We start from the raw sequence: 21,046 nt of genomic DNA on the forward strand, positions 1-21,046 counted from the left end.
GATTAACCTTTCATCGCTGATGAGATCGAAATGCCTTCGATAAAATATTTCTGAGCCACGAAGAAGACGATCATGGCAGGAAGCATGATAAGAATCGTTGCCGCCATCAGCATGTTCCACTCCACGTTGTACATCCCTTTGAACATGGATAATCCAAGCGCGAGCGTATATTTATCCGTCGAATTCAAGTAAATCAATGGACCTTGGAAATCATTCCATACGCCCATAAATGTGAAGATCGCGACCGCAATTAATGGCGGCTTGCTTAATGGAAGCATAATCTTCGTGAATATCGTCCAGCGATTCGCTCCGTCAACAAAGGCTGCTTCGTCCAAGTCTTTGGGAATACCCCGCATAAACTGGCGAATTAAGAAGATATTAAATGCACCGCCTCCGAAAAAGGACGGAATGATCAATGGCATGAACGTATCTACCCAACCCATCTCTTTGAACAAAATAAACATCGGTATCATCGTCACTTGCCCCGGCAGCATCATGGTAGCAAGAAGCAATAGGAACAAGCCCTTTTTACCTTTAAATTTAAATCTTGCAAATCCGTACGCACATAGCGCAGAGGAAAAAACGGTTCCAATTAATACAGGAATCAGAATAATCAACGTATTTTTTAAGAATGTAAAGAACGGAATGGCTGTTACGGCCCGACTATAATTCTCCCACTTCCACGTTTTAGGGAAGAAGTTGTCTCCGAACACTTCGCCCGGCGTTTTGAGCGATGTCGAGATGGTCCATAACAACGGGACTAGGATAACTAAAGCACCGGCTGTTAAGATCAGTAGCGAAACGATGCTTGTTAATTTCTGCTTATTGAACGAACTTGTATTCATAAATCGAAACCCTCCTCAATCCTTGTCATCATCGCCATTGTAATAAACCCACATGGACGAGCTTCGAATAACGATCAACGTAAATATCATAATAATTGCGAATAAAATCCATGATAATGCGGATGCATAGCCCATTTCATAGGATACAAATGCTTTGTTATAGAGATACAAGTTATAGAATAATGTGGAGTTTAAGGGTCCGCCGTTCGTCATGACGAAGGCTTGTGTAAAGTATTGGAAACCACCAATAATCCCCATGATTAAGTTGAAGAAAATGGTAGGAGAAATCATAGGAATTGTAATATTAAAGAACCGACGTGTGATGCCGGCGCCATCTAATTGAGCCGCTTCATATAATTCTTCAGGAACACCCTGCAACCCTGACAAATAAATAATAATCGTATTACCAATACCCCAAATACCCATCACAATCAATGCACCAAGCGCATAAGAAGGATCCTGCAGCCAAGCTGGACCTTGAATTCCAAACCAACCCAAAGCCTTATTCAAAATGCCGTACTCTGGATTTAAAATCATAATCCACATCATCGATACGGCTACAGCTGGAATGACCGATGGCATAAAAAAGATCAAACGATAAAACTTCATTCCTCTGCTCCGCATATTGAGCAGCATAGCAATCAGAATGGACATAATTTGATACAACGGAACCGATACCAGCGCAAAAATAAAGGTGACCTTCAAAGACTGATAGAATAGTTCATCTTTAAAAATATTTATAAAATTATCGAGCCCTACGAACTCAATTGAGCGAACTCCCGTAATAATGTCCCAATTACTAAATGACAATATGAACGAGAATATCATCGGTCCGATCGTGAAAAGCAATAGCCCTAAAAACCACGGTAGTATAAACCAATAGCCGGTTCTTTCAGAACGAAGATTGCGCATAGAGACCTCCTTGAAGAATGGAAGGTGAAGCAACCCTTACAGTTACCCCACCCTGATTTTGTTACTTCACTTTACTGTCAATCGTTTTAGCAGCCTCATTCAGTGCATCTTGAACTGTTGATTTCTTAAGCAAGATTTTCTCTAATGCTTTCGTAAATTCTTCAACGAAGATTGGACCATTCGAGGACACCATCGTCACTGGCTTTTTAGCAAAGTTCATCATTTCAATAACGGGTTGATCCGCAACTTCGGTTTTCTTCACTTCATCAAGCTCTGCCACCGTTGCTGGAAGAACCTTCCCTTCCTCAGAACGCAGCTTTTGAGCCTCTGTTCCAGACAAGAACTTCACCAATTCATAAGCTGCTTCTTTATTCTTGCTGTTTGCGTTAATCGCCCAGCCAGCTGCTGCAATAATACCAGCGCGCTCACCGTCAGCACCTTTAGGGATTAATGCCGTGCCGTATTTCACATCGGATTTATCCAAATCGGATTTCACCCAACGACCCGTTACCATCATCGCCAATTTATTGGTCATGAACATCGAACTGTCTCCGCCCATTGTTTCCGTATCTTGAGGGGTAGGCGACACTTTATCCGCGCCAATCGACATATCTACATATTTCTGTAATGCAGCAATCGTCTTATCGCTATTCATGAATCCTTCTGCTTTGGATCCGTCTTCATTCGCGATACTCGCACCGTTTGACCATAGGTAGGTATAGATGGGGTACTCCCATTTCGTCGCATTAAACCCAAATTTGGTATACTTGCCGCTTGCGTCTTTCGCAGTTAATTTTTTCGCCGTTGCTGTAAGGTCATCCCAAGTCCAATCATTGCTTGGGTATGGGATGCCTGCTTCATCGAACATCGATTTGTTGTACCATAAAGACAACGGATTAAAATCTTTTGGCAAGTAGTACAATTTGTCATGGATACGTCCCATGTTCAACAAATCTTGTTGGAAGATATCTGTTTTGAATGCGCTGTCTTTTGCAAGATGGTCATCCAGAGGTTCTACGACACCTTTATCAACATACTTGTAGAAATCGCCTTCACCGATCAGGAATACGTCCGGAGCCTGACCTGCTGCAAGTGAAGTTGTTAACTTCGTACCGTATCCATCTCCTGGAACCGGCTCGAATTTTACTTTGATATTGTCATGCGTTTTATTAAACTCTTCTGCAAGCTTGGCTTCAGCAGGGTTACTACTTACATCTCCCCATGCCGTAAATTTCAATTCAACAACTTCTTTGTTGCCGCTAGCGCTAGAACCATTTTCTTCTTTTGTCTCTGATTTGGTTCCACAAGCTGATAATACTACGGTGGTCATCATCGTTAAAGCCAACAAAATTGCCCATTTCTTCATTTCTAAAACCCTCCCAGTTTTGTTATTCTATAGCGGCAAATGAAGTTCCTTATGAAACAGAACGTCGTTGCCTTTAATGGTCAATGCCAATGGTTCATCTGAAGATGAAGTAATCAACACATCGCTGTGTGTTAAATGTACATTCAGATGAACGCCTTGCCAATAGATCGGGAACTTAAGTTGTTTCCACGCCTGTGGCAAGCTTGGATTCAGATGTAATTTCCCATCTAGCATCCGCAGACCGGCAAAGCCCATGACTACACATTCCCAGATTCCGCCGATGGAAGCCGAATGAATTCCGGCATCGGAGGAGTGCATGTTCGGACCTAAATCAATTTCTGTTGCTTTTCTAAATAACTGATAAGCTAAATCTGAATCTCCGAAATCACCTGCAAGAATGCTGTGTGTCGATAACGATAGCGATGAGTCATGAAGTGTCTTCGGCTCGTAGTAATCATAGTTAGCCTTCTTCACTTCCGGTGTGAATTTATTCTCTAGTAAAAAGAACAACATCATAATATCGGCTTGCTTGGAAACCTGAAGTTTATTCACCTGATCCAAACTGTACTCACGGAAGAGACTGCCTACTTTCTCCTGGTTCTTATATTTCGTCAGATCGATTTGTTCCAGCGTTAGATACGTATCATCCTGAGGGACAATGTTATCCTCATTCGGTTGCGGTAGATAAATTTGGTTTATTTTGCTCGTCCACGCGGTATAAGATTCCTGCAATTTCAACGATTCTTCCAACCGCTCGAGTATTTCCGGGCGTTCGGATTGCAACTCGTTATAGTATTGAATGGCAAGTTCCATATTGAAATGTGCCATATAGTTCGTAAAAGCATTGTTATCGACATGCTCTTTGTATTCATCTGGACCAATAACTTCGTTGATATGGTAACGACCTTTCGCGTTATCCCATTCCAGTCGGCTCGCCCAGAACGTAGCGGTATCGAATAGAATCTCGTAACCATACCGCTCCATGAAATCCTGATCCCCTGTAGCTTTGTAATAATGCCATACCGCATAAGCCACATCCGACGTAATATGCTGTTCGATAAATCCCGACCAAATCTTCGTCTGCAATCCTGTAACCACATCGACTTCGCCCCATACCGGCGTTACTTCGCCATCCGTCGGCCAAGCTTGCTCCCAAGGGTACATGGCTCCTTTGAAGCCATTCTCTTGCGCTTTTCTTCGAGCCCCTTCAAGGCCAAGGTAACGATATTCTAGCAAGGATCGTGCAATTTCCGGACGGCTGTAAATATAGAACGGCAGGATAAAAATCTCTGTATCCCAGAAGGAATGCCCTTTGTACCCCTCACCGCTAAGCCCCTTCGCACCAATAGCCATACGGCGATCGTGAGCAGGTGTCATGACAACCAGGTGGTACGTGGCGAACCGCAAAGCTAACTTGTCGAATTCTTGTTCTGAGTCGATTTCAATGTGATACCTATCCCATACGTTAGCCCACGCCTGCTTATGAAGTTCGAACAAGGCATCATAACCTTGGCGATCTGCTTCCTTCGCTTGCGCCAGCGCAGCCTCTTTCATAACAGAAAGCTCTTGGCCTTCAAATGCCAAATCCCGGCTCGTGTGTACCGTGCTCATTTTCTCGAAGGTGAACGTCTCGCCTGCCGGAATATCAAGGGTATAACTCAAGGCCACTTTACGGCGATGAATATCCATTTTCGGAGCAATCTCAAGCGATTCACCATTCAAGCTTAATCGGTGGCTGGCATGGATGATGAAATGAACTTTGGATTCTGTCGTTGTCTGTTCGAGCTGCATATATTTCTTGTCAAAAATACGTTTCTCGCCTTCATGGAAATGCTGGCTACCCGTATTCGTTAATTGTGCATTGATCCCTGAACCTACTGAGAATTGAATCCCTTCATTCAGCGGAGTAACCTCCATTTTCATGCCAATCACATGCGTGTTGTCCAACGAGACAAAGCGCCGAAAACTAAATCGAACCCGCTTGCCCGCTTCATTCTCCCATACGAAGGATCTGATGAGTTCCGCATGACGAAGGTCCAGCGTACGTGAGTATTCTTCAACTTTCCCCGTCTCTAAGGAGAAGCGGCGTCCATCCACCAGCATATCGAATCTTGTCACATCTGCTGCATTCGGTAATTCAGTTACTTCATTTTCATCAAACTTGTTAAACGTACCGTTCACGAATAAATTGCGAGTTTCACCGATATAAGGTTCCTCGGTTACCGACCGAAGCCCCATATAGCCATTGCCCAACGACATAATAGACTCGCATTTTCCCAATAACAATGGCTTGAAGGCAGTTTCGCTGAAAGCCCAGTTCGTGAGTTGATTCGGTAATGTCTTGTTGTAATTAAGCATTTTTTAAGTTACTCCTTTATGGATCGAAAACGATTTCGATCACGCTAAAAAAAATATCGAAATCGTTTTCGATTTAATTAAAAAATAATAAGACCTCTCTAGAAAACGTTTTCAAGGAGATTGTAACACCTTGATTGTATCTCTGTCAACAATTTTAAATGGCACAAAAATATGTGTGCCTTTCTGTTTATTTTCTAAGATATCGATCACTTGCTCAAAAGCTGTAAACGAAATTTCATGAAAATCTTGCCTTACCGTTGACAATTTAGGCATCATATAGCTAGATAAAACAATATCGTCAAATCCCATCACAGAAATTTGATCTGGAATTTGGACACCAAGCTCATGGCAGCGTCTCATAAAACCAATCGCCATCAAGTCACTAGACATAAAAACCCCTGTCATATGCGGATATTCCTGTAAGAATCCCTCTGTCATTTCGTACGCCTTGGTCTCGGAGAAATCAGCATTAATCACAAGACGATCATCATAAGGAATTCCGTGTAATTCCAGCGCCTTCTGATACCCTTCCAACCGTTGTTTACTTACAACGGCAAATTCGTGACCGTTCATCATCCCGATGTTCCGATGCCCTTTGTCGATAAAATGCTCCACCGCTTGCTGCGCAGCTAAAACATTATCCGTAGATATGGAACCTGTATTGGCTCCTGACAACATCGTATCAATCACAACGCATGGCAGATCGCTGTCGATAATCTCTTGAAAATACGGGTCCGTCGTTTTCAGACCGGTAATAATGGCTCCCGAAATTTTATGTTCCTTGCAAAACTTCCAATAGGACTTATCCTGCTGTTCCGATAAACTTCGCGTATAAATGACCACTTCATACTTGTGTTTGTTTGCAGCTTCAAATACGCCGCTCATAATTTGAACCAGCACACCATCTTTACCGTCAGCCCGCTCAAAGTTCGAGAAGATCAACGCAATGGACTTCGCTACTTTTTGCTTCAAATTTTTGGCAAGCATGTTCGGAGAATACTTTAATTCTTCCGCCGCTTTCATAACCTTTTGTCTTGTCTGTTCATTCACGTCTGTATAGCCGTTTAATGCTTTGGATACAACGGTCACAGATACATTTGCTAGTTTTGCTACGTCTTTTATGGATACCATGCTTCACCTAACCTCTATCTTCGCAATCCTTAACGGATTACAATCATTCGAATACATTTAACATTTTTACATTAGCGTCTCCACCATAATCCGCTGGCCTTCCCGTGACGAGAGACTTGTCGCGATTAGTGCCGCCATCGTATGGAGATTGTCTGCCCCCGAAATGCTTGGCTCCCGATTCTCCCGAATCGATTCCGCGAAATCAGCTAATACAGCATGAACAGACTCTTTTTCTAACTCTAGCAATGCTAATTTCTCACGCTCGCCTTGTTGGTTAACTACGTAAACGCCGTGCCCTTGGCCCAGATCCTCTAAATGAATGGAGCCCTGCTCACATTGAATGCGCCAACATCCTTCCCATGGCGACGGTTCACCGTGGCTGAGCAGACTTCCCACATAGAATGCGGGTATACCGTTATCCATCTCGAATACCGCTTGTACATGAGGATCGCCTACATAACCGCTGTCCTCTTGATTCCATGTTCTACCTACAACCGATTTCATATTCCGGCCTGTTAAATAGCGAATCATATCAATATGATGAACCGCCATCTCCATTAGCATATAGTTGTCCATCTGCCGCTGATAAGGCTTGCCCTCATGAAAATAATAGAATTGCGCGTGAACAAACATCGGCTCACCCAGCAATTTGCGATCGATCACGTTCTTGAGCGTCATTACCGTAGGAAAATACCGATAGTTCTGGTTCACCATCAGCTTTAAGTTTCGTGATTGCGCCAGTGTGGTCAGTTCCTTCGCTTCTTCCAGACTCACGGTATAAGGCTTTTCGATGTAGACATGCAAATCGTTCTCCAGAGCACATTTACAGATATCATAATGCAACGGAGAAATTACAGCAATAAAAACCGCATCAGCCTCTATTTCTGAGAACGCCTTGCGATAGTCCGTGTAGCAATGTTCAATCGTGACTTGCAATGAATTTGAGCATAGCTCAAGCCGATCCGTATCCACATCAACAAGCCCAACATGGATAAAATCAGTAGACGGAACAATTACATCATGAGCAATGCCTAATCCATGTGCTCCTAGCCCAACTTGAATCAAACGTAATGTCATATGAACCCCTCCTGTTAGATGGTTGAATCCATTAGCGATGTAAATGACCTACGCGGCCGTTCGGTTCCATGACCCCGTAGAAATATACCGCAACCATATCCTCTGTCACCAATAGAGAATGCTCATCGCCCTTTTTCGTCAGAACCATGTCTCCCGGTCCAATTTCATAGGTATCGCCTTCCGTCGTGCATATGCCTCTACCGCTAACAATAATCCAATACTCATGGCAATCGTGATAGTGAAGTTCTACTTCTTGTCCGGCGCTAAGAGAGTTGACACCATACTGACTGACTTCGCTCCAAGACGGAATCATTTCTTGCTTGTTTGAATGAATTACCGGCATGCTGTTTGTCCTCCTTTCTTCGCGAGATGGTCACCCCATTACACTGATACATACTAGCACAGCCAGCTAGATTAATCTAACGGCTGCTTATGCTCACATACCTATTCAGATATGCTACAATACTCCTTAACCTATCGGCTAAGGAGTGAGTGCAATGAAAACAAGCAAAGCAAATGCTGCGCATTATCTATGGGGCGACAACTGTGACGGCTGGCGAGACGCAACCTTAGAATTTCTTGTCATCAGTCAACCGACTACACGCGGCGATCGAACGCCGTGCGAATAGGTCGAACTAGCTCGCCGGAATGCTTAAAATAGAATATCCCATGCCATCCATGAGATTATCGCAGTCCACCAACATATATTGCGTCCATCCATCCCCATGCTTCTTCATCACCCGGGAACAGCGATCGGTTCGCATTTCCCGGTCCACTTCGCCGAATGCATTACGCGACATATCGTAGGTATATCCGATCGAACCCTCTCGGAACACTAAATCCGTAAACACAGGGTATCCTTCCGTTGTATATGCGGTGATTCGCAAATGACTAGGAGTCCCTTCTTTTGAGGCCTTCATAAATTGCTCGAGCTGATCCAGATGATGAATCTTCAATCCGACGGAGACGACGTCCCCCTGTTGGATCGCTCGCTCCACCGTATAATCAGCACGCGGGATGACCTCCGATACGACTCGTTTGGGAACCAAACCCTTACTCACCAGAACAAGAACCAAGACTACGGCGCACAGGCCGCACCATACGGTTATTTTCGCTAAATTCATAGAACCCACCTATCTCACTGTCCTTCTTTTACTTCCATGTCTTCCCCTTCCTTCTGCTGCATCGAAGGGGACTTCCAGATGGAATTGATATATGAAATGGTAAAACAAATCGCTCCTAACACCAGAAACACAATCACTTTGTAAATCGTTGCTTCTTCTGCCAAGTCGAACAGGATGGTTTTTCCCGCGACTAAGCACAATACCACCGTTCCGAAGATACGGAATATTCTCTGTTTACTGTAAGCCCCCCATAAGAATAGAAGCAGCGAGTATACCGACCAAGAAATCGATAAGGTGAGGACCAATCCGTGCCAATCGTATTCTTCGAACAAAGACTGGACTTGAACGGTTAATAAGCCGCCAACCACTAGATGACTAAGTAAAGATAATACATTAGAGATCATCACATTGGAACTTTGGGTTAGCTTACGGAAATCCACATGAAGCGACATATAGAAGCCAAGCACTGCAATCACGATCCATGCCACAGCTCCCCAGTTGAAGAAAGGAATAAATACCCCGAACCATTCCCCTCGTGGTGTATTCCACGTAACGACATACCAATAAAGTCCAACACAGCCCCATAACGCCACACTAACGCCTTTTAATATTTCAACGGCACACCACTTTGCAATAATGAGGATCACCGCAGCAATGAAGACCCACAAATACACGCTAATCAGCGGCTTGTAAGCATACCCCTTACCGAACTGTGTTAAGGCTATCATCATTAATAACGTACCGCAAGTAAGCTTTGTTACAACCGATGCGCTCCAAACATGCAAAAGACGGTATACCCACCAAGCAGACCCTACATATATGGCTCCCATGAAGAAGAGCGGCACGGCAAAAGATACAAAAGGCGTGATTAGCCCCAGTGCCCATAACCCGAAAATAACGGCATTCGAAATGCCCAAGTATAAGTTCAAGCCGTCAAATCGCATACGATTCTTGTATGAGGTGTAGAACAGCGCAATCACATAGAACGCATAAGCTGCCAAGGCATATCGGAACGGCTTGCTCCAGAACACATCCACATGATGCTGGAAAAGAATAAAATAGACCGTGTACAGAAACCAAGTACCGATAAAACCGATTAATCGCAATTCGAACCAGGATTTCAAGACGCTGATATAAAAGAATGCCGCATTCATCACAAGCAAATAAAGAAATAACGAGAAGACCTGATCCGTCTCTGGCTGCATCATTATAGGTGAGAGCAGCCCGCCGACAAGTCCTATCGACATGATGAGCCGAGAGTGAAAACGGATCGCATACACGCAAGTACCGGCCGTCACCGCGATCATTGAGAGCAACACAACCATCGGATCCCACAGGCTGTAGTAAATGCCTGCAAAGGAACACGTCATATACAATAGTGCAACGCCAAGTCCTGTGAACAGTTCACTAATTAATGAATTCGACTTCAGAACGAAGCGTAATCCAGCTAATACAAAACCCGCTCCTGCAAGTAACCCCGCTCCAATCTTCATCGTATCCGTTAAGAACTTTACATCGAGTGAATATTTAAGCAAAGTAATTAATGCAATGAAGACAAACATCGCCCCGAGCAATGACGGCCAATGCTTCTGGTACCGCTGAAACATCACGAACCACTCCCTACAATGTATTCATTATGACCTGGTCTTAAATCTATTGTAGCGGGGTGGACAATTTCGACATAGTACCAACTTGTTATAGTACCGAACATACGATCTCATTTCGTGACATTTAGCAAAAAAATAAACGATTGCCCCGCGGCAAATGAACAAGCACACTAGGGCACCATCACGTACTGTATAGTAATTCGGCTAAAGGAGATGAATTGAATGAAACGTAATTCTTGTGGAAGCAATATGAAACCAATGGGTATGCACCACCACCACCATATGCACCCAACAAGCGTGAGCCCTGCGAGTATGGGTCCATCCAATATGGGTCCATCCAATATAGGTCCATCCAACGTGGGACCTTCGAACATGTACCCTACCAGCGTCAGTCCTGCTTCAATGGCACCTCAAGCACCGTCCACATTACCAGCTATCGTTGCTCCATCACAAACTGTCGTTAAAAACACGTTCCACACGGCAACACAACCAATTGTTCACCCGATCAACGTGGTTAACCAACATCACACGATTCCAGTTCCTGAACACTTCTGTGCTTACAGCTATTCCGATGTGAACTGTGGTATGGGCATGGGCATGGGCATGCGTGCAAAAACGAAAGGTCTTCGCAGCAGCAGCAAACGTACTCGCCCTGCGAGCACACGCAGCACACGCAGCAACCGCAAATCCCGCTAATTCCTCGATTAAGCATTTGACGAAAAAATCAGAAGTACCTGCTCCGCAATTCGGAGCAGGTACCTCTTCCTCACTTAAACAAGCCCAAGTCTTTCGCCTTCTGCGCAGCTTCCTTGCTGCTCTTTCCCTGAAGCTTCTTCAGAATATGGCTCACATGATTCTTCACGGTCCGTATGGAGACGACGAATTTATCTGCAATTTGGGTCTGCGTATATCCTTTATCGATCATGGACAAGACTTGGATTTCTGTCGGTGTTATTAAATCCTTCATCTGCTTGACCTCATATTCACGTTCTAATTGCTTAAGTCGGCGGAATTCCTCCCGAATCTGATCAGCCACCCGCGCATCGATAGGTGAATTTGACGCATGGGCTTGTCGGATTGCATCCGGAATGTCCTGAAATGCGGACTTCACCAAATAGTTCACAGCCCCTGCCTTGAATGCCTCGAAGATGACCTGCTTCTCCGTCAGGGAAGAGAGCATAATAATTTGGGCCTGACATCTCGAGCTGATCTCCGCTGTTAGCGTGATGCCTTCCATCGATCCGACCAGCATAATGTCCATCAGGATAACATCTGGCGCGAGTACAGGAGCAAGCAGGATGGCCTCTTCCGCATTCGATGCCGTTCCCACCACTTCCATATCTGATTGTTTGGCAAGATAGGCGCTTAACCCCACTCTCCAATCCACGTCATCTTCCACGAGAAACACCCGAATGACCGCCATATGTCTACCTCCTGATTAACCTCTTATTTTTCGAAAAATACAGATACACCGTCGTACCTGCCCCGACCTTGCTCTCGATCTTCATGGTTCCCCCATGCTTCTTCATCACTTGGTAACAATAAGCTAACCCGAGACCAAAGTTGTTCGAACTGCTCTGTTTCGTGGTGAAGAAAGGCTCCGTCACCTTCGCGAGCTGATCTTTCGGAATACCGACTCCGGTGTCTTGTATGGCGAGAATCCAAGCACGTTTTGTCTCCTTACGCTGCAGCGTCATCGTCCCGCCTTTTGGCATCGCATCGATGGCATTGATCATAATATTGTTGACCGTCTCTTGGATCTGGGCGCGATCCACGAGGATCTCCATCACTTCATCATCCGCATCCCAGCCGGTGATGACTGCGATCTTGGACTGCGCCAGCTGTGGTTCCAGCATGTTCACATTGTCCAAGATCAGCCGCTCCAGCATGACTACCTCCGGTCTGATGATTAAGTCCTGCGTGCGGTGATGAACACGACTCACCATGTCCTGGATATGTGCGGCAGCCTTTTGAATAACCTGCACATCCTCCACGAGTTCGTTATGGACCTCGGCATGCTGGTTCGAAATCAGCTTGTCGCAGAACAGCTGTATTTTACCTAAGTCATTTTTAATCGCATGATTGAGAATCGATGTTCCGGACGTAATTGCCCGGAGTGTCATGTCCATTTGGCGACGTTCAATAAAAAGCTGGACGCCGAGGAAGCCGGATTTAAATAACGCCGTAACAAATACGGCAAAGGCAAGGGAAATCGTCCACACGTTATACCGCCACATTTCATAAATTCCTAAAACAGGCAATACATAATTCATGACCATGGCGAATACGACGGCAGGCACCACGGCGAGCATCGTGATCCCATGGGAACGCCGTTCCCACAATTCTCCCCGTTTGCTGACAATCAAGACCGTTCCGAACACGATATACGGTACAGCCCAGTAGACCAATAGATCATAGTTCGGCGGATAATATGGACGGAAGCACAGCATAAGCAGGATCGGGAGCGGCAATATCCAGCGAATATAGCCCCAGAACCGCCGCCAGTTCGGACGGCTGATATACGTGCCCGCAAACATGAGATAGCAATAAGGAAGCCCGTAATAGCTCAGCAATGAAAATACAGTCATCGCCCAATATAAGCCGACATCCGTATCCGCCGTACCGCCTAACGTCGTAACTAGCGGTCGAATCCACTCCTGCAATACGGAAGCAAGAGCCCCCGAACCGCCGCAGAAGGCAACAGCACTCAACCAGCGGGCAGCCTGATTACGCCAATCGGATATCAATAATAAAATTGCAGTAATCCATAAAACGATAAGCACAAAAATCAAGCGGAAACCCCGCCCTTCTTCAGAATACCTATTTTTGGTCATTATACCATAAATGGCTTCAACGCTTAGTCACAAAAAGGCTTCGCACCCAAATACAGGTTGCGAAGCTTTTAACATGCTTATTTTATTTGCCATCGATACGCGGTTCATTCGGAATCGCTGTAATCGCATCCGCATCTGAGAAGGAGTTATTCTTGACGGTAAAGCTGCCTAAATCACTGGAGACTCCTTTAATATCCATTCTACCGTAATTCACAATATCCGCTACCGGAAAGGCATGTCGGAAAAAGACGGAACGTTCATCTACAGCCGGTTTAGCCCCTTGCTCTTCTGCGTATTTATTCGTCTGGTAATTGAACCGTCCCTGCCACTTCACGACGGCAACACCGCCAGCATCTACCTCAATATAGCTTTTTACATCACGATAAAGTATGTAGTATCGAAGCGCCTCGCCTTCCGGGAAGGTAATAATTTTGCTAAAGCCCTCGGATTGTACGGCTAATTCTTTATTTGGGAAATACCACGGTAAGCTGAGCACCTCTTTGCGCGCCGCATCAAGTTCGCCTGTCCGCATCGTCTGGTCTTTCTTCACGCGTTCGGGCGTTCGCACATAAGTCGCATGCGTCTTCGGATTCCATTGTACATCCCCGTTCAATGCTTCACTGACAAACCGTAGAGGTACATAGGTACGTCCGTCAATCATTCGCACCGGAACGTCTAAGGCAACCGACTGATCATTCACTTCGGCTTGCAATTGATCCGCCTTTAATTTAACAACTTTCTTTTTATCACTTGTATACAGCGTTACCGTCTTCGTCTCCGCGTTCCATTCCGGTACGATCTCCTTCACGCCACCGGTTGATGTATTCAACTGGACGAGCGGAATCAATATACGATCCTTCTCGTAACGCCACTGCTGAACATATTTTCCATTTACGAATATTTCCGTTTCATTAGGTGATGTTTCTAAGGCATGTGCCTTACCCATCGGCGCCACAATGCTGCAGACCAGCAGTAAGCTTAAGGCAGCCGTCATCCATTTCCTCATTCGTCATCCAACACCTTTCTTCATTTTGGAGATTATCATTCAAAAAGAAGGGAGTCGCGGTTACCCGCGACTCACAACCATCGCAAGATTGAATATAGTACATTATCGTCGTTACACTTGCTTCTTTTGAGCCGCTTTATTGGGATCATATTGTACTTTTGTACTAGGTCTCAATGAGGTAATCGACGTGGGCTGGTTATTTCCATTTTTCCAGGAAACCGCGTTCGACTTTTGTTGCGCATTGAATTGATTCATAGAATGACAGAAACACATCCTGACTCACCCCCTACTCATCCTTCTATCAATATTGTATGTAATAGAAATAGAATAGGGTTGGGCGATCCATAATCGTTCTTATTTTTGTAAAAAAGAAATGTTGGAGGGTCGCGTATGAATATTGAATTCAGTTGGCTTCAATTGATTGTACTGTCCCTAGCCAGTTTCCGATTTACCCACTTGCTCGTCTATGATGATATCACTGCACCCATTCGCCGCTTGTTTATCCAACTGTCGACACAAACAGATGACCAAGGGCAAACCACAACCTTTCTCGAACCCAAGGGGAAAGGCATTCAGCACTTTATCGGCCAAATATTGTTATGCCACTGGTGTACGGGGATTTGGTCGGCACTAGGCCTTACTTTGCTCATATGGCTTGCACCGATCGCTTGGTGGCTTCTCATCATTTTAGCTGTCGCTGGGCTTGCAGCGATTATTGAGTCCATCGTCTTACGACTTTGATCTATGGTTGTCCTGAAGCAACCCTATCCTTTTGAGACTACTATAGTTATATAGACTTCTTCTATAGGCAAAAAGTTTCAAAAGACGCTGAACATTCAGATATAAAAACGATACCCCTCTGATGTATATACCTACAAGGGATTTTTATGCGCTATAAACAACAAAACAGCCGACCCTCCATGAGGAACCGGCTGTTCTGGTTTCTATTGCATTTAGCGAGGTGTTACCACATGTTCCGTAGACGTGACAACAATAACCTCAGCATTCGTGATCCCTGGAAGCGAGGCTGTCATCACCGAAGAATGGTAGGCAACAATGTCCATCCCTGCCGTCAGTTTCACTTCACCGCCACGGATGTTCACGATCTTCGTATCTTTGGTGATATTCAGAATGATGTCATTGTTCTTCGAGTCATCTGAACCTACATTCACATAGACGCGATTTTCGCTCGTTCCATCTCGCATGATCGTGCCTTCCACTTTAGGTGAAGCAGCCTTCACGATAATTTTCTCCGCATGCGTCTGTGCAGGGAAACTCATCGCCATCATAGGCCCATACGTAGCTTCGACGCGAACATCTTCCTTCAACGCATCCTTTGTTAATGCTTTACCCTCTGGGTCTACGATTTGAGTTTTCTCATCCACATGCAAGATGATTTGCTCTTGTCCTCCACCAGCAAGCGGTCCGCCAACCACAAATATCTGGTCGTTCGATACTTTGGTAATAAAGCCGTCTGTACCTAATACCTGCTCGGGTACATTGACTTCATCTACATTGACGATCACATAATTTGTTGTCGATTGCGGAGGAATGCTCATCGTTACCGCAGGCCCATAAAATGCTCGAATACTCATGCCTGCTTGAATATCTTTCGCTTTTATTTTTTTGCCGTGCTGGTCAACGATTTCAGCCTTTTTCGCAAAATGCAAAACGACGGTTTCCTCATTAGACGTATACAGGTTCGTGCCTTTCACGACGATGCCGTTTTCCCGAACTTCAGATACCTTGCCTTGCACACCCGTAAAACTTTGATCATGAACAACAAGGGTGAGTGCCGTACCTCGAGGCGGCAAGCTCTTCGTCATCATGGGGCCGTAAAAGGCTTTAACCACCTTATGACCATCGATAACGGATTGTAAATCTACGTTCTTCCCTTTTGCATCAACAATCTTAGTATCCTTCGTAATTGCTAGAATGATGGAACTTTGCGAGTTGTCCGTTAACCCTCTGCCTACGACCGTAACATATTTACCCTGTTCGTTATTCGTGAAATTCGTGATTTGGCCCATGGTACCTAGTACATCTTTGGCGTTCGAATGTAAACCGTCTTGTCCGTGCAACCCTTGTTGACCCTGCTGATTTTGTTGATTTTGTGGATCATTCTGGTTCGTATCCTCATATTTCTCAATCGGGCACACGACTAAATTCGGCAGCGTTGATGTGGGCTGTGTGTAATCCTTCGCGCTGGCCGCCATCGGTACCGCTGCGATCGCTAGAATCGTTGCTGTGGCGAGTACTTTGTACATTTTTTTCATATGAATACCTCCTGATGCAGCTATGTATAGTCTTGATTCCTGTCATCGTTATAGACGAGGTGATTCTTGAAAATGTTGCATGAAAATGGCTAGAAACCGCACGATTAACGGACTTAAGACGCGAAAAAACCAAGCGATTCTCTCGGGAGAGAACGACTTGGTTTTTGATGTTACAAGCTATTTTATCGCGCTCCTGGAAGTCGATTATTACTTCGTTGCGTTATCAGCTGCAACGATCACGATCTCAGCATTCGTGATGCCTGGAAGGGACTTTGTCATGATTGGAGAATGGTAAGCGACAACCTTCATGCCTGCTTTCAATTCTTCATTTTCTGCAAGCCCAGGGATAATCGTCGTATCTTTGGTGATGTTCAAGATCACATCGTTGTTCTTGTTGTCATCTGAACCAACATTCAAGTACACTTGGCCTTCGCCTGCACGTTCGGAAGCCTCAATCGTTCCTTCGACTTTCACCGCTTCTGCTGCTTTTACTACGATTTTATCGGCATGCGTTTGACCTGGATAGCTCATCGTCATTATTGGGCCGTAGAATGCATCTACACGAACGTCTGCTTTTAGTGCGTCTTTCGTTAATACGTTACCTTCTTCGTCCACGATTTGCGTTTTCTCATCTACCGTTAGAAGAACGTAGTTCACGCCGCCTTGTTCCATCGCGTGACCAATCACGGTAATACGATCTTCATTCACATTTGTAATAATTCCTGTTGTGCCTGGTGCTTGCTCTTGAACTGCTGTATTGACAACCACATAGTTCGTAGTCGCTTGAGGAGGCAAGCTCATAGCAACAGCTGGACCGTAGAATGCCTTAACGCTCATGCCTTTTTGGATATCACTTGCTTGAATCGCTTTGCCTTCTTGATCTAAGAGTTGTGCTTTGTCAGCGAAGTGCAACAAAATTGTATCTTCGTTACCTGAGTAAATATCTTTACCTTTTACAAGGATGCCATCATCTTTGACTTCCGTAACGGTACCATCAATTGCAGTAAAGCTATGGTCTTGAACAACAAGCGTTAGTGCTGTGCCCTGAGCTGGCATGCTTTTCGTAATATTTGAGCCATAGAAAGCTTTAACTACTTTTTTCTCATCGATGATCGTTTTCAAAGCAACCGGATTACCTTTGGAATCTACGATTTTTGTATCTTTCGTAATCGAAAGAATCATTTCGCTCTGATCTGTCGTTGCAAGACCGCGACCTGTAACCGTAATGAATTTACCGGATTTATCATTCACGAAATCTGTAATTTGACCCATTGTGCCAGGAACAACTTTGGCTTGAGTTACATTAAACCCTTGTCCATTTTGACTCGTTGGGACAGGAACGTCTTGCGCGCTTGCTGCCATCGGCATCGCTGCCATCGCTAGAATGGATGCTGTTGCTAGAACTTTGTACATTTTTTTCATGTGTAATTCCTCCAGTTGTATGTATAGTTGATTGCCTACTTGTTTGAAAAGTTACCTCTTGCCGTCTGATTGAGTTGTAACAACCTTGCTTACATACTCCTAAACGAGCGTGTTGCATGGAATGTTGCACTAAATTGCATAAAAAAATTTTACCTCTGGCTAGAATCTGTTTAACTTATGAGCTTCACTAGACCAAAAAACCGAAGCATGCAGCTCCGGTTCAGGAAAAATTCGATCATGATTTAAAAATGCAAAACGCCTGTTGAAAATAAAAGGATTGCGACAATCAAGACGGGTGCAATGTAGCGAAGCGTGAAAATCCAAGCCCGGAACCATCCTACCGTCAGTCCTGCTTCTTCTCCTGCTTTTCCATATACGTAACCGGCAAAAATCGTAATCATTAACCCCCCAAGCGGAAGCATCACATTCGAGGTCAAATAATTCATCCAATCAAAAAACGTCTTCCCTCCCGCGGTGTAATCGCTCAATACCCCACCTGCAGACAACGCACAAGGCAGAGCAAAAACATAACAGCTTAGCGATACGATGATCGCCGCCTTTTTCCGGCTCCAATGCCATTTGTTCATACCGTAGGCAACCGGAACCTCAAGCAAGGAGATGGCAGAGGTTAATGCCGCAATCGCTAAGAGCACAAAGAACAAACCTCCAAACAGATGACCGAACGGCATCGATGCAAAGGCTGCAGGCAGCGCGATGAACACAAGCCCCGGCCCGGAAGACGAAGGAATACCGAACGAGAACGTCGTTGGGAATATGATTAATCCCGCAATCAATGCATACACGACACTGCCTGCGGAGATCGCAACGGTCGCCGTACTCAAAGACTGATTTTTCTCCACATAAGCACCGTACGTCATCATACCGCCCACCCCAATGGATAAGGAGAAGAAGGCTTGCCCCAAGGCTTGAAGGACCGACTCCATCGTAATCTTCGAGAAATCCGGTTTTAAGAAGAATGATACCCCTTCCCCTGCGCCTTGAAGAAATAGGGAGCGCACCATTAAGGCAATCAAGATAATTAACAAAGCGGGAAGGACGATTTTGTTAAACTTCTCAATTCCTCCGGAGATCCCTTTTGCGACGATCCAACCGGTAATGATAAAAATAATGACTTGCCAAATAATTGGCATCCAACCTGCTGTAAAATGATTGAACGTGTCCGCGTAATTCGGATTCGAGTATAAATCGCCAACGAATGATTGCAGCGTATATTGAAGCGTCCATCCTGCTACCACACTATAGAAGGTCATAATCATGAATGCGCCAAGAATGAGGAACAATCCGCTGGAGTGCCACATTTTCTTCTTCGTTAGGTTACGGAAAGATGAGGCTGCATCTCCGCGTCCTCCCCGACCTATTGCCAATTCCGCGAGAAGTACAGGCATCCCGACCACCAAGAGACATACCAAGAAGAGCAAGAAGAAGGCCCCGCCCCCATTCTCACCCGTGACATAGGGGAACATCCACATGTTCCCGAGGCCGACTGAGCTCCCGATGGCAGCCAGGATAAATCCGGAGTTACTGAATTGATCTTTGTTTTGCTTTTTTTCTAAAGCTGTTGATTGCTTCGCCATGAAAAGGTTAAACGCTCCTGTCTATTCTATTGTCTATTACGTGCTAAATCAGTCCTGTCGAGTATAGGAAAATCAGGATGACAAACACCGGAACCACATACCGCAGCAAAGAAATCCAGATTCGATGCAATGACGGGTTCAGCTTCGCTTCCTCCGCCCCTTTTTTGCTGATATAGCCAATAAAAATAGTCACTGCGAGCCCTACAACCGGCAATAATATATTCGAAGCCGTAAAATCAAATAGATCGAAGACCCCTTTACCGAACAGCTTCCAATCTGCAATCGGTCCTCCTACCGATAGGGATACGGGAATGGCCACCACGGCCGTAATGATAGAGAGTACGATGACGGATTTCCGACGGGTCCAATTCAGGTGCTTAATCACGAACGCCACGATCACCTCTAAAACGGAGACACAAGACGTTAACGCCGCTCCAGCTAATAGAACGAAAAACGTGCCGCCAATGACATGGCCGAAAGGCATGTCTGCGAAGGCCGTAGGCAATGCCACGAAAATAAGGCCTGGTCCTGCCGCAGGCTCCAATCCGAACGCAAACGTAATAGGAAATATGATTAAACCTGCGATAAGCGCATATACGATATTCCCGAGGCTGACTGCTAGTGTCGCTTTGCCTAGAGACTGACTCTTATCCACGTAAGAACCATACGTAATCATAGCCCCCATCCCTAACGAGAGAGAAAAAAAGGCTTGTCCGAGCGCGATGAGTGTCGATTCGATCGTAAATAAGGAAAAGTCCGGTTTTAAGAAAAACTCCACGCCCTTCATCCCGCCAGAAAGGCTCATCGCATCAATCATCAGGACTACCAAGAGAATCGCCAAAATAGGAATCAAAATTTTGTTGAAGAGTTCAATCCCTTTCGAAACGCCCTTGATCAACACCGCCCCTGTAATCAACACGGTAATGACTGTATAAACGAGCGGCAAAGGACCTCCCGCAAATTGAGCGAAATACGCCGCATTATCCGTTTGTCGATATAAATTGCCTGTGAATGAACCGATGGCGTATTGAAACGTCCATCCTGTTACCACCATATAAAAGGTAATAATTAAAAAAGCGGCAATCACCGATAACAGACCAAAAAAACCCCAAAACTTCCGATGTCTCACCGCTAGGGTCTGAAACGATGACATCGCATCCCCGCGTCCTGCTCGACCCAGTGCTAATTCGGCGAGTAAGATGGGAATACCAACAAGAATTAAACAAATAATGAAGGTAAAGAGAAATGCACCACCACCATTGGCACCTGCCAAATAAGGGAATTTCCACATGTTCCCTATCCCTACCGAGCTGCCGATCGCAGCCATGATAAAGCCAAAGGATGAGAATTGATCTTTGCTGCTGTTCTTTTTTGACTTGGTTGACATAACGAACCCCTTCTGCCTTGAGAATGTTTTCACAGTATGCCCTGTTTTGGGTATACTAGTCAATACTTGATCCGTGACATATTCACCCAAACAGATGAAAAAAATA

General features: G+C 45.1%; 19 protein-coding genes. 3 read left to right on the plus strand and 16 right to left on the minus strand.

Annotated elements, in window-relative coordinates; genetic code table 11:
• Window positions 1–2: 2 nt before the first annotated feature.
• The 7 genes from BVG16_RS20665 to BVG16_RS20695 form a co-directional block, all read right to left on the minus strand.
• The gene (locus tag BVG16_RS20665) at window positions 3–845 is read right to left on the minus strand and encodes a carbohydrate ABC transporter permease (protein WP_078501074.1); all 843 of its coding nucleotides are present in this window, start codon (window positions 843–845) and stop codon (window positions 3–5) included.
• A gap of 15 nt (window positions 846–860) precedes the next feature.
• On the minus strand, window positions 861–1,757 hold the full coding sequence (locus BVG16_RS20670; RefSeq protein WP_078501075.1) for a carbohydrate ABC transporter permease: 897 nt from the start codon (window positions 1,755–1,757) through the stop codon (window positions 861–863).
• 61 nt (window positions 1,758–1,818) lie between these two features.
• Entirely contained in the window at window positions 1,819–3,123 is a 1,305-nt protein-coding gene (locus BVG16_RS20675) for an ABC transporter substrate-binding protein (RefSeq protein ID WP_078501076.1), read from the minus strand.
• A gap of 27 nt (window positions 3,124–3,150) precedes the next feature.
• Window positions 3,151–5,481: a glycoside hydrolase family 65 protein gene (locus BVG16_RS20680; RefSeq protein ID WP_078501077.1), complete on the minus strand. Its 2,331-nt coding sequence runs from the start codon at window positions 5,479–5,481 to the stop codon at window positions 3,151–3,153.
• A 111-nt stretch (window positions 5,482–5,592) separates the two neighbouring features.
• Window positions 5,593–6,612, minus strand: a complete 1,020-nt coding sequence (locus BVG16_RS20685) for a LacI family DNA-binding transcriptional regulator (protein ID WP_078501078.1) — start codon at window positions 6,610–6,612, stop codon at window positions 5,593–5,595.
• A 66-nt stretch (window positions 6,613–6,678) separates the two neighbouring features.
• Window positions 6,679–7,689: a Gfo/Idh/MocA family protein gene (locus tag BVG16_RS20690; protein ID WP_078501079.1), complete on the minus strand. Its 1,011-nt coding sequence runs from the start codon at window positions 7,687–7,689 to the stop codon at window positions 6,679–6,681.
• Window positions 7,690–7,720: 31 nt separating this feature from the next.
• Window positions 7,721–8,032: a cupin domain-containing protein gene (locus BVG16_RS20695; protein ID WP_078501080.1), complete on the minus strand. Its 312-nt coding sequence runs from the start codon at window positions 8,030–8,032 to the stop codon at window positions 7,721–7,723.
• A 154-nt stretch (window positions 8,033–8,186) separates the two neighbouring features.
• On the opposite strand from BVG16_RS20695, the gene BVG16_RS33760 reads away from it, so the two are divergent.
• A complete protein-coding gene (locus BVG16_RS33760) occupies window positions 8,187–8,318 on the plus strand; it encodes a hypothetical protein (protein WP_269845610.1) in 132 nt (43 codons plus the stop codon).
• Between the two features lie 6 nt (window positions 8,319–8,324).
• On the opposite strand, the gene BVG16_RS20700 is transcribed toward BVG16_RS33760, so the two are convergent.
• Together BVG16_RS20700 and BVG16_RS20705 are read right to left on the minus strand one after the other, a co-directional pair.
• Window positions 8,325–8,813 (minus strand): DUF4362 domain-containing protein, encoded by a 489-nt coding sequence (locus BVG16_RS20700; RefSeq protein WP_078501081.1) that lies wholly within the window; start codon window positions 8,811–8,813, stop codon window positions 8,325–8,327.
• Window positions 8,814–8,827: 14 nt separating this feature from the next.
• A complete protein-coding gene (locus tag BVG16_RS20705) occupies window positions 8,828–10,420 on the minus strand; it encodes a DUF2339 domain-containing protein (RefSeq protein WP_078501082.1) in 1,593 nt (530 codons plus the stop codon).
• A 222-nt stretch (window positions 10,421–10,642) separates the two neighbouring features.
• Here BVG16_RS20705 and BVG16_RS20710 point away from each other — a divergent pair, with 222 nt between their 5' ends.
• Entirely contained in the window at window positions 10,643–11,116 is a 474-nt protein-coding gene (locus tag BVG16_RS20710) for a hypothetical protein (RefSeq protein WP_078501083.1), read from the plus strand.
• Between the two features lie 70 nt (window positions 11,117–11,186).
• On the opposite strand, the gene BVG16_RS20715 is transcribed toward BVG16_RS20710, so the two are convergent.
• The 3 genes from BVG16_RS20715 to BVG16_RS20725 form a co-directional block, all read right to left on the minus strand.
• Entirely contained in the window at window positions 11,187–11,843 is a 657-nt protein-coding gene (locus BVG16_RS20715) for a response regulator transcription factor (RefSeq protein ID WP_078501084.1), read from the minus strand.
• Between the two features lie 4 nt (window positions 11,844–11,847).
• Window positions 11,848–13,203 carry a sensor histidine kinase gene (locus tag BVG16_RS20720; protein WP_233147120.1) on the minus strand — a complete coding sequence of 452 codons (1,356 nt, stop codon included), beginning with the start codon at window positions 13,201–13,203 and terminating at the stop codon, window positions 11,848–11,850.
• 133 nt (window positions 13,204–13,336) lie between these two features.
• Complete coding sequence (locus BVG16_RS20725) at window positions 13,337–14,260, minus strand: copper amine oxidase N-terminal domain-containing protein (protein WP_078501086.1); 924 nt, start codon at window positions 14,258–14,260, stop codon at window positions 13,337–13,339.
• Window positions 14,261–14,650: 390 nt separating this feature from the next.
• On the opposite strand from BVG16_RS20725, the gene BVG16_RS20730 reads away from it, so the two are divergent.
• A complete protein-coding gene (locus tag BVG16_RS20730; RefSeq protein ID WP_078501087.1) occupies window positions 14,651–15,001 on the plus strand; it encodes a DUF1360 domain-containing protein in 351 nt (116 codons plus the stop codon).
• Between the two features lie 212 nt (window positions 15,002–15,213).
• Here BVG16_RS20730 and BVG16_RS20735 read toward each other — a convergent pair whose 3' ends face one another.
• From BVG16_RS20735 to BVG16_RS20750, 4 genes are all read right to left on the minus strand, one after another.
• Window positions 15,214–16,536, minus strand: coding sequence for a hypothetical protein (locus tag BVG16_RS20735; RefSeq protein ID WP_078501088.1), 1,323 nt, complete (start codon window positions 16,534–16,536; stop codon window positions 15,214–15,216).
• A gap of 207 nt (window positions 16,537–16,743) precedes the next feature.
• A complete protein-coding gene (locus tag BVG16_RS20740) occupies window positions 16,744–17,958 on the minus strand; it encodes a peptidase (RefSeq protein WP_078501089.1) in 1,215 nt (404 codons plus the stop codon).
• A 242-nt stretch (window positions 17,959–18,200) separates the two neighbouring features.
• Window positions 18,201–19,553: a sodium-dependent transporter gene (locus tag BVG16_RS20745; protein WP_078501090.1), complete on the minus strand. Its 1,353-nt coding sequence runs from the start codon at window positions 19,551–19,553 to the stop codon at window positions 18,201–18,203.
• A 43-nt stretch (window positions 19,554–19,596) separates the two neighbouring features.
• Window positions 19,597–20,940 carry a sodium-dependent transporter gene (locus BVG16_RS20750; protein ID WP_078501091.1) on the minus strand — a complete coding sequence of 448 codons (1,344 nt, stop codon included), beginning with the start codon at window positions 20,938–20,940 and terminating at the stop codon, window positions 19,597–19,599.
• Between the last annotated feature and the right edge of the window lie 106 nt (window positions 20,941–21,046).

The organism is Paenibacillus selenitireducens, assembly GCF_002021565.1.
In the GTDB taxonomy this organism is placed as follows: Bacteria; Bacillota; Bacilli; order Paenibacillales; family Paenibacillaceae; genus Paenibacillus_K; species Paenibacillus_K selenitireducens.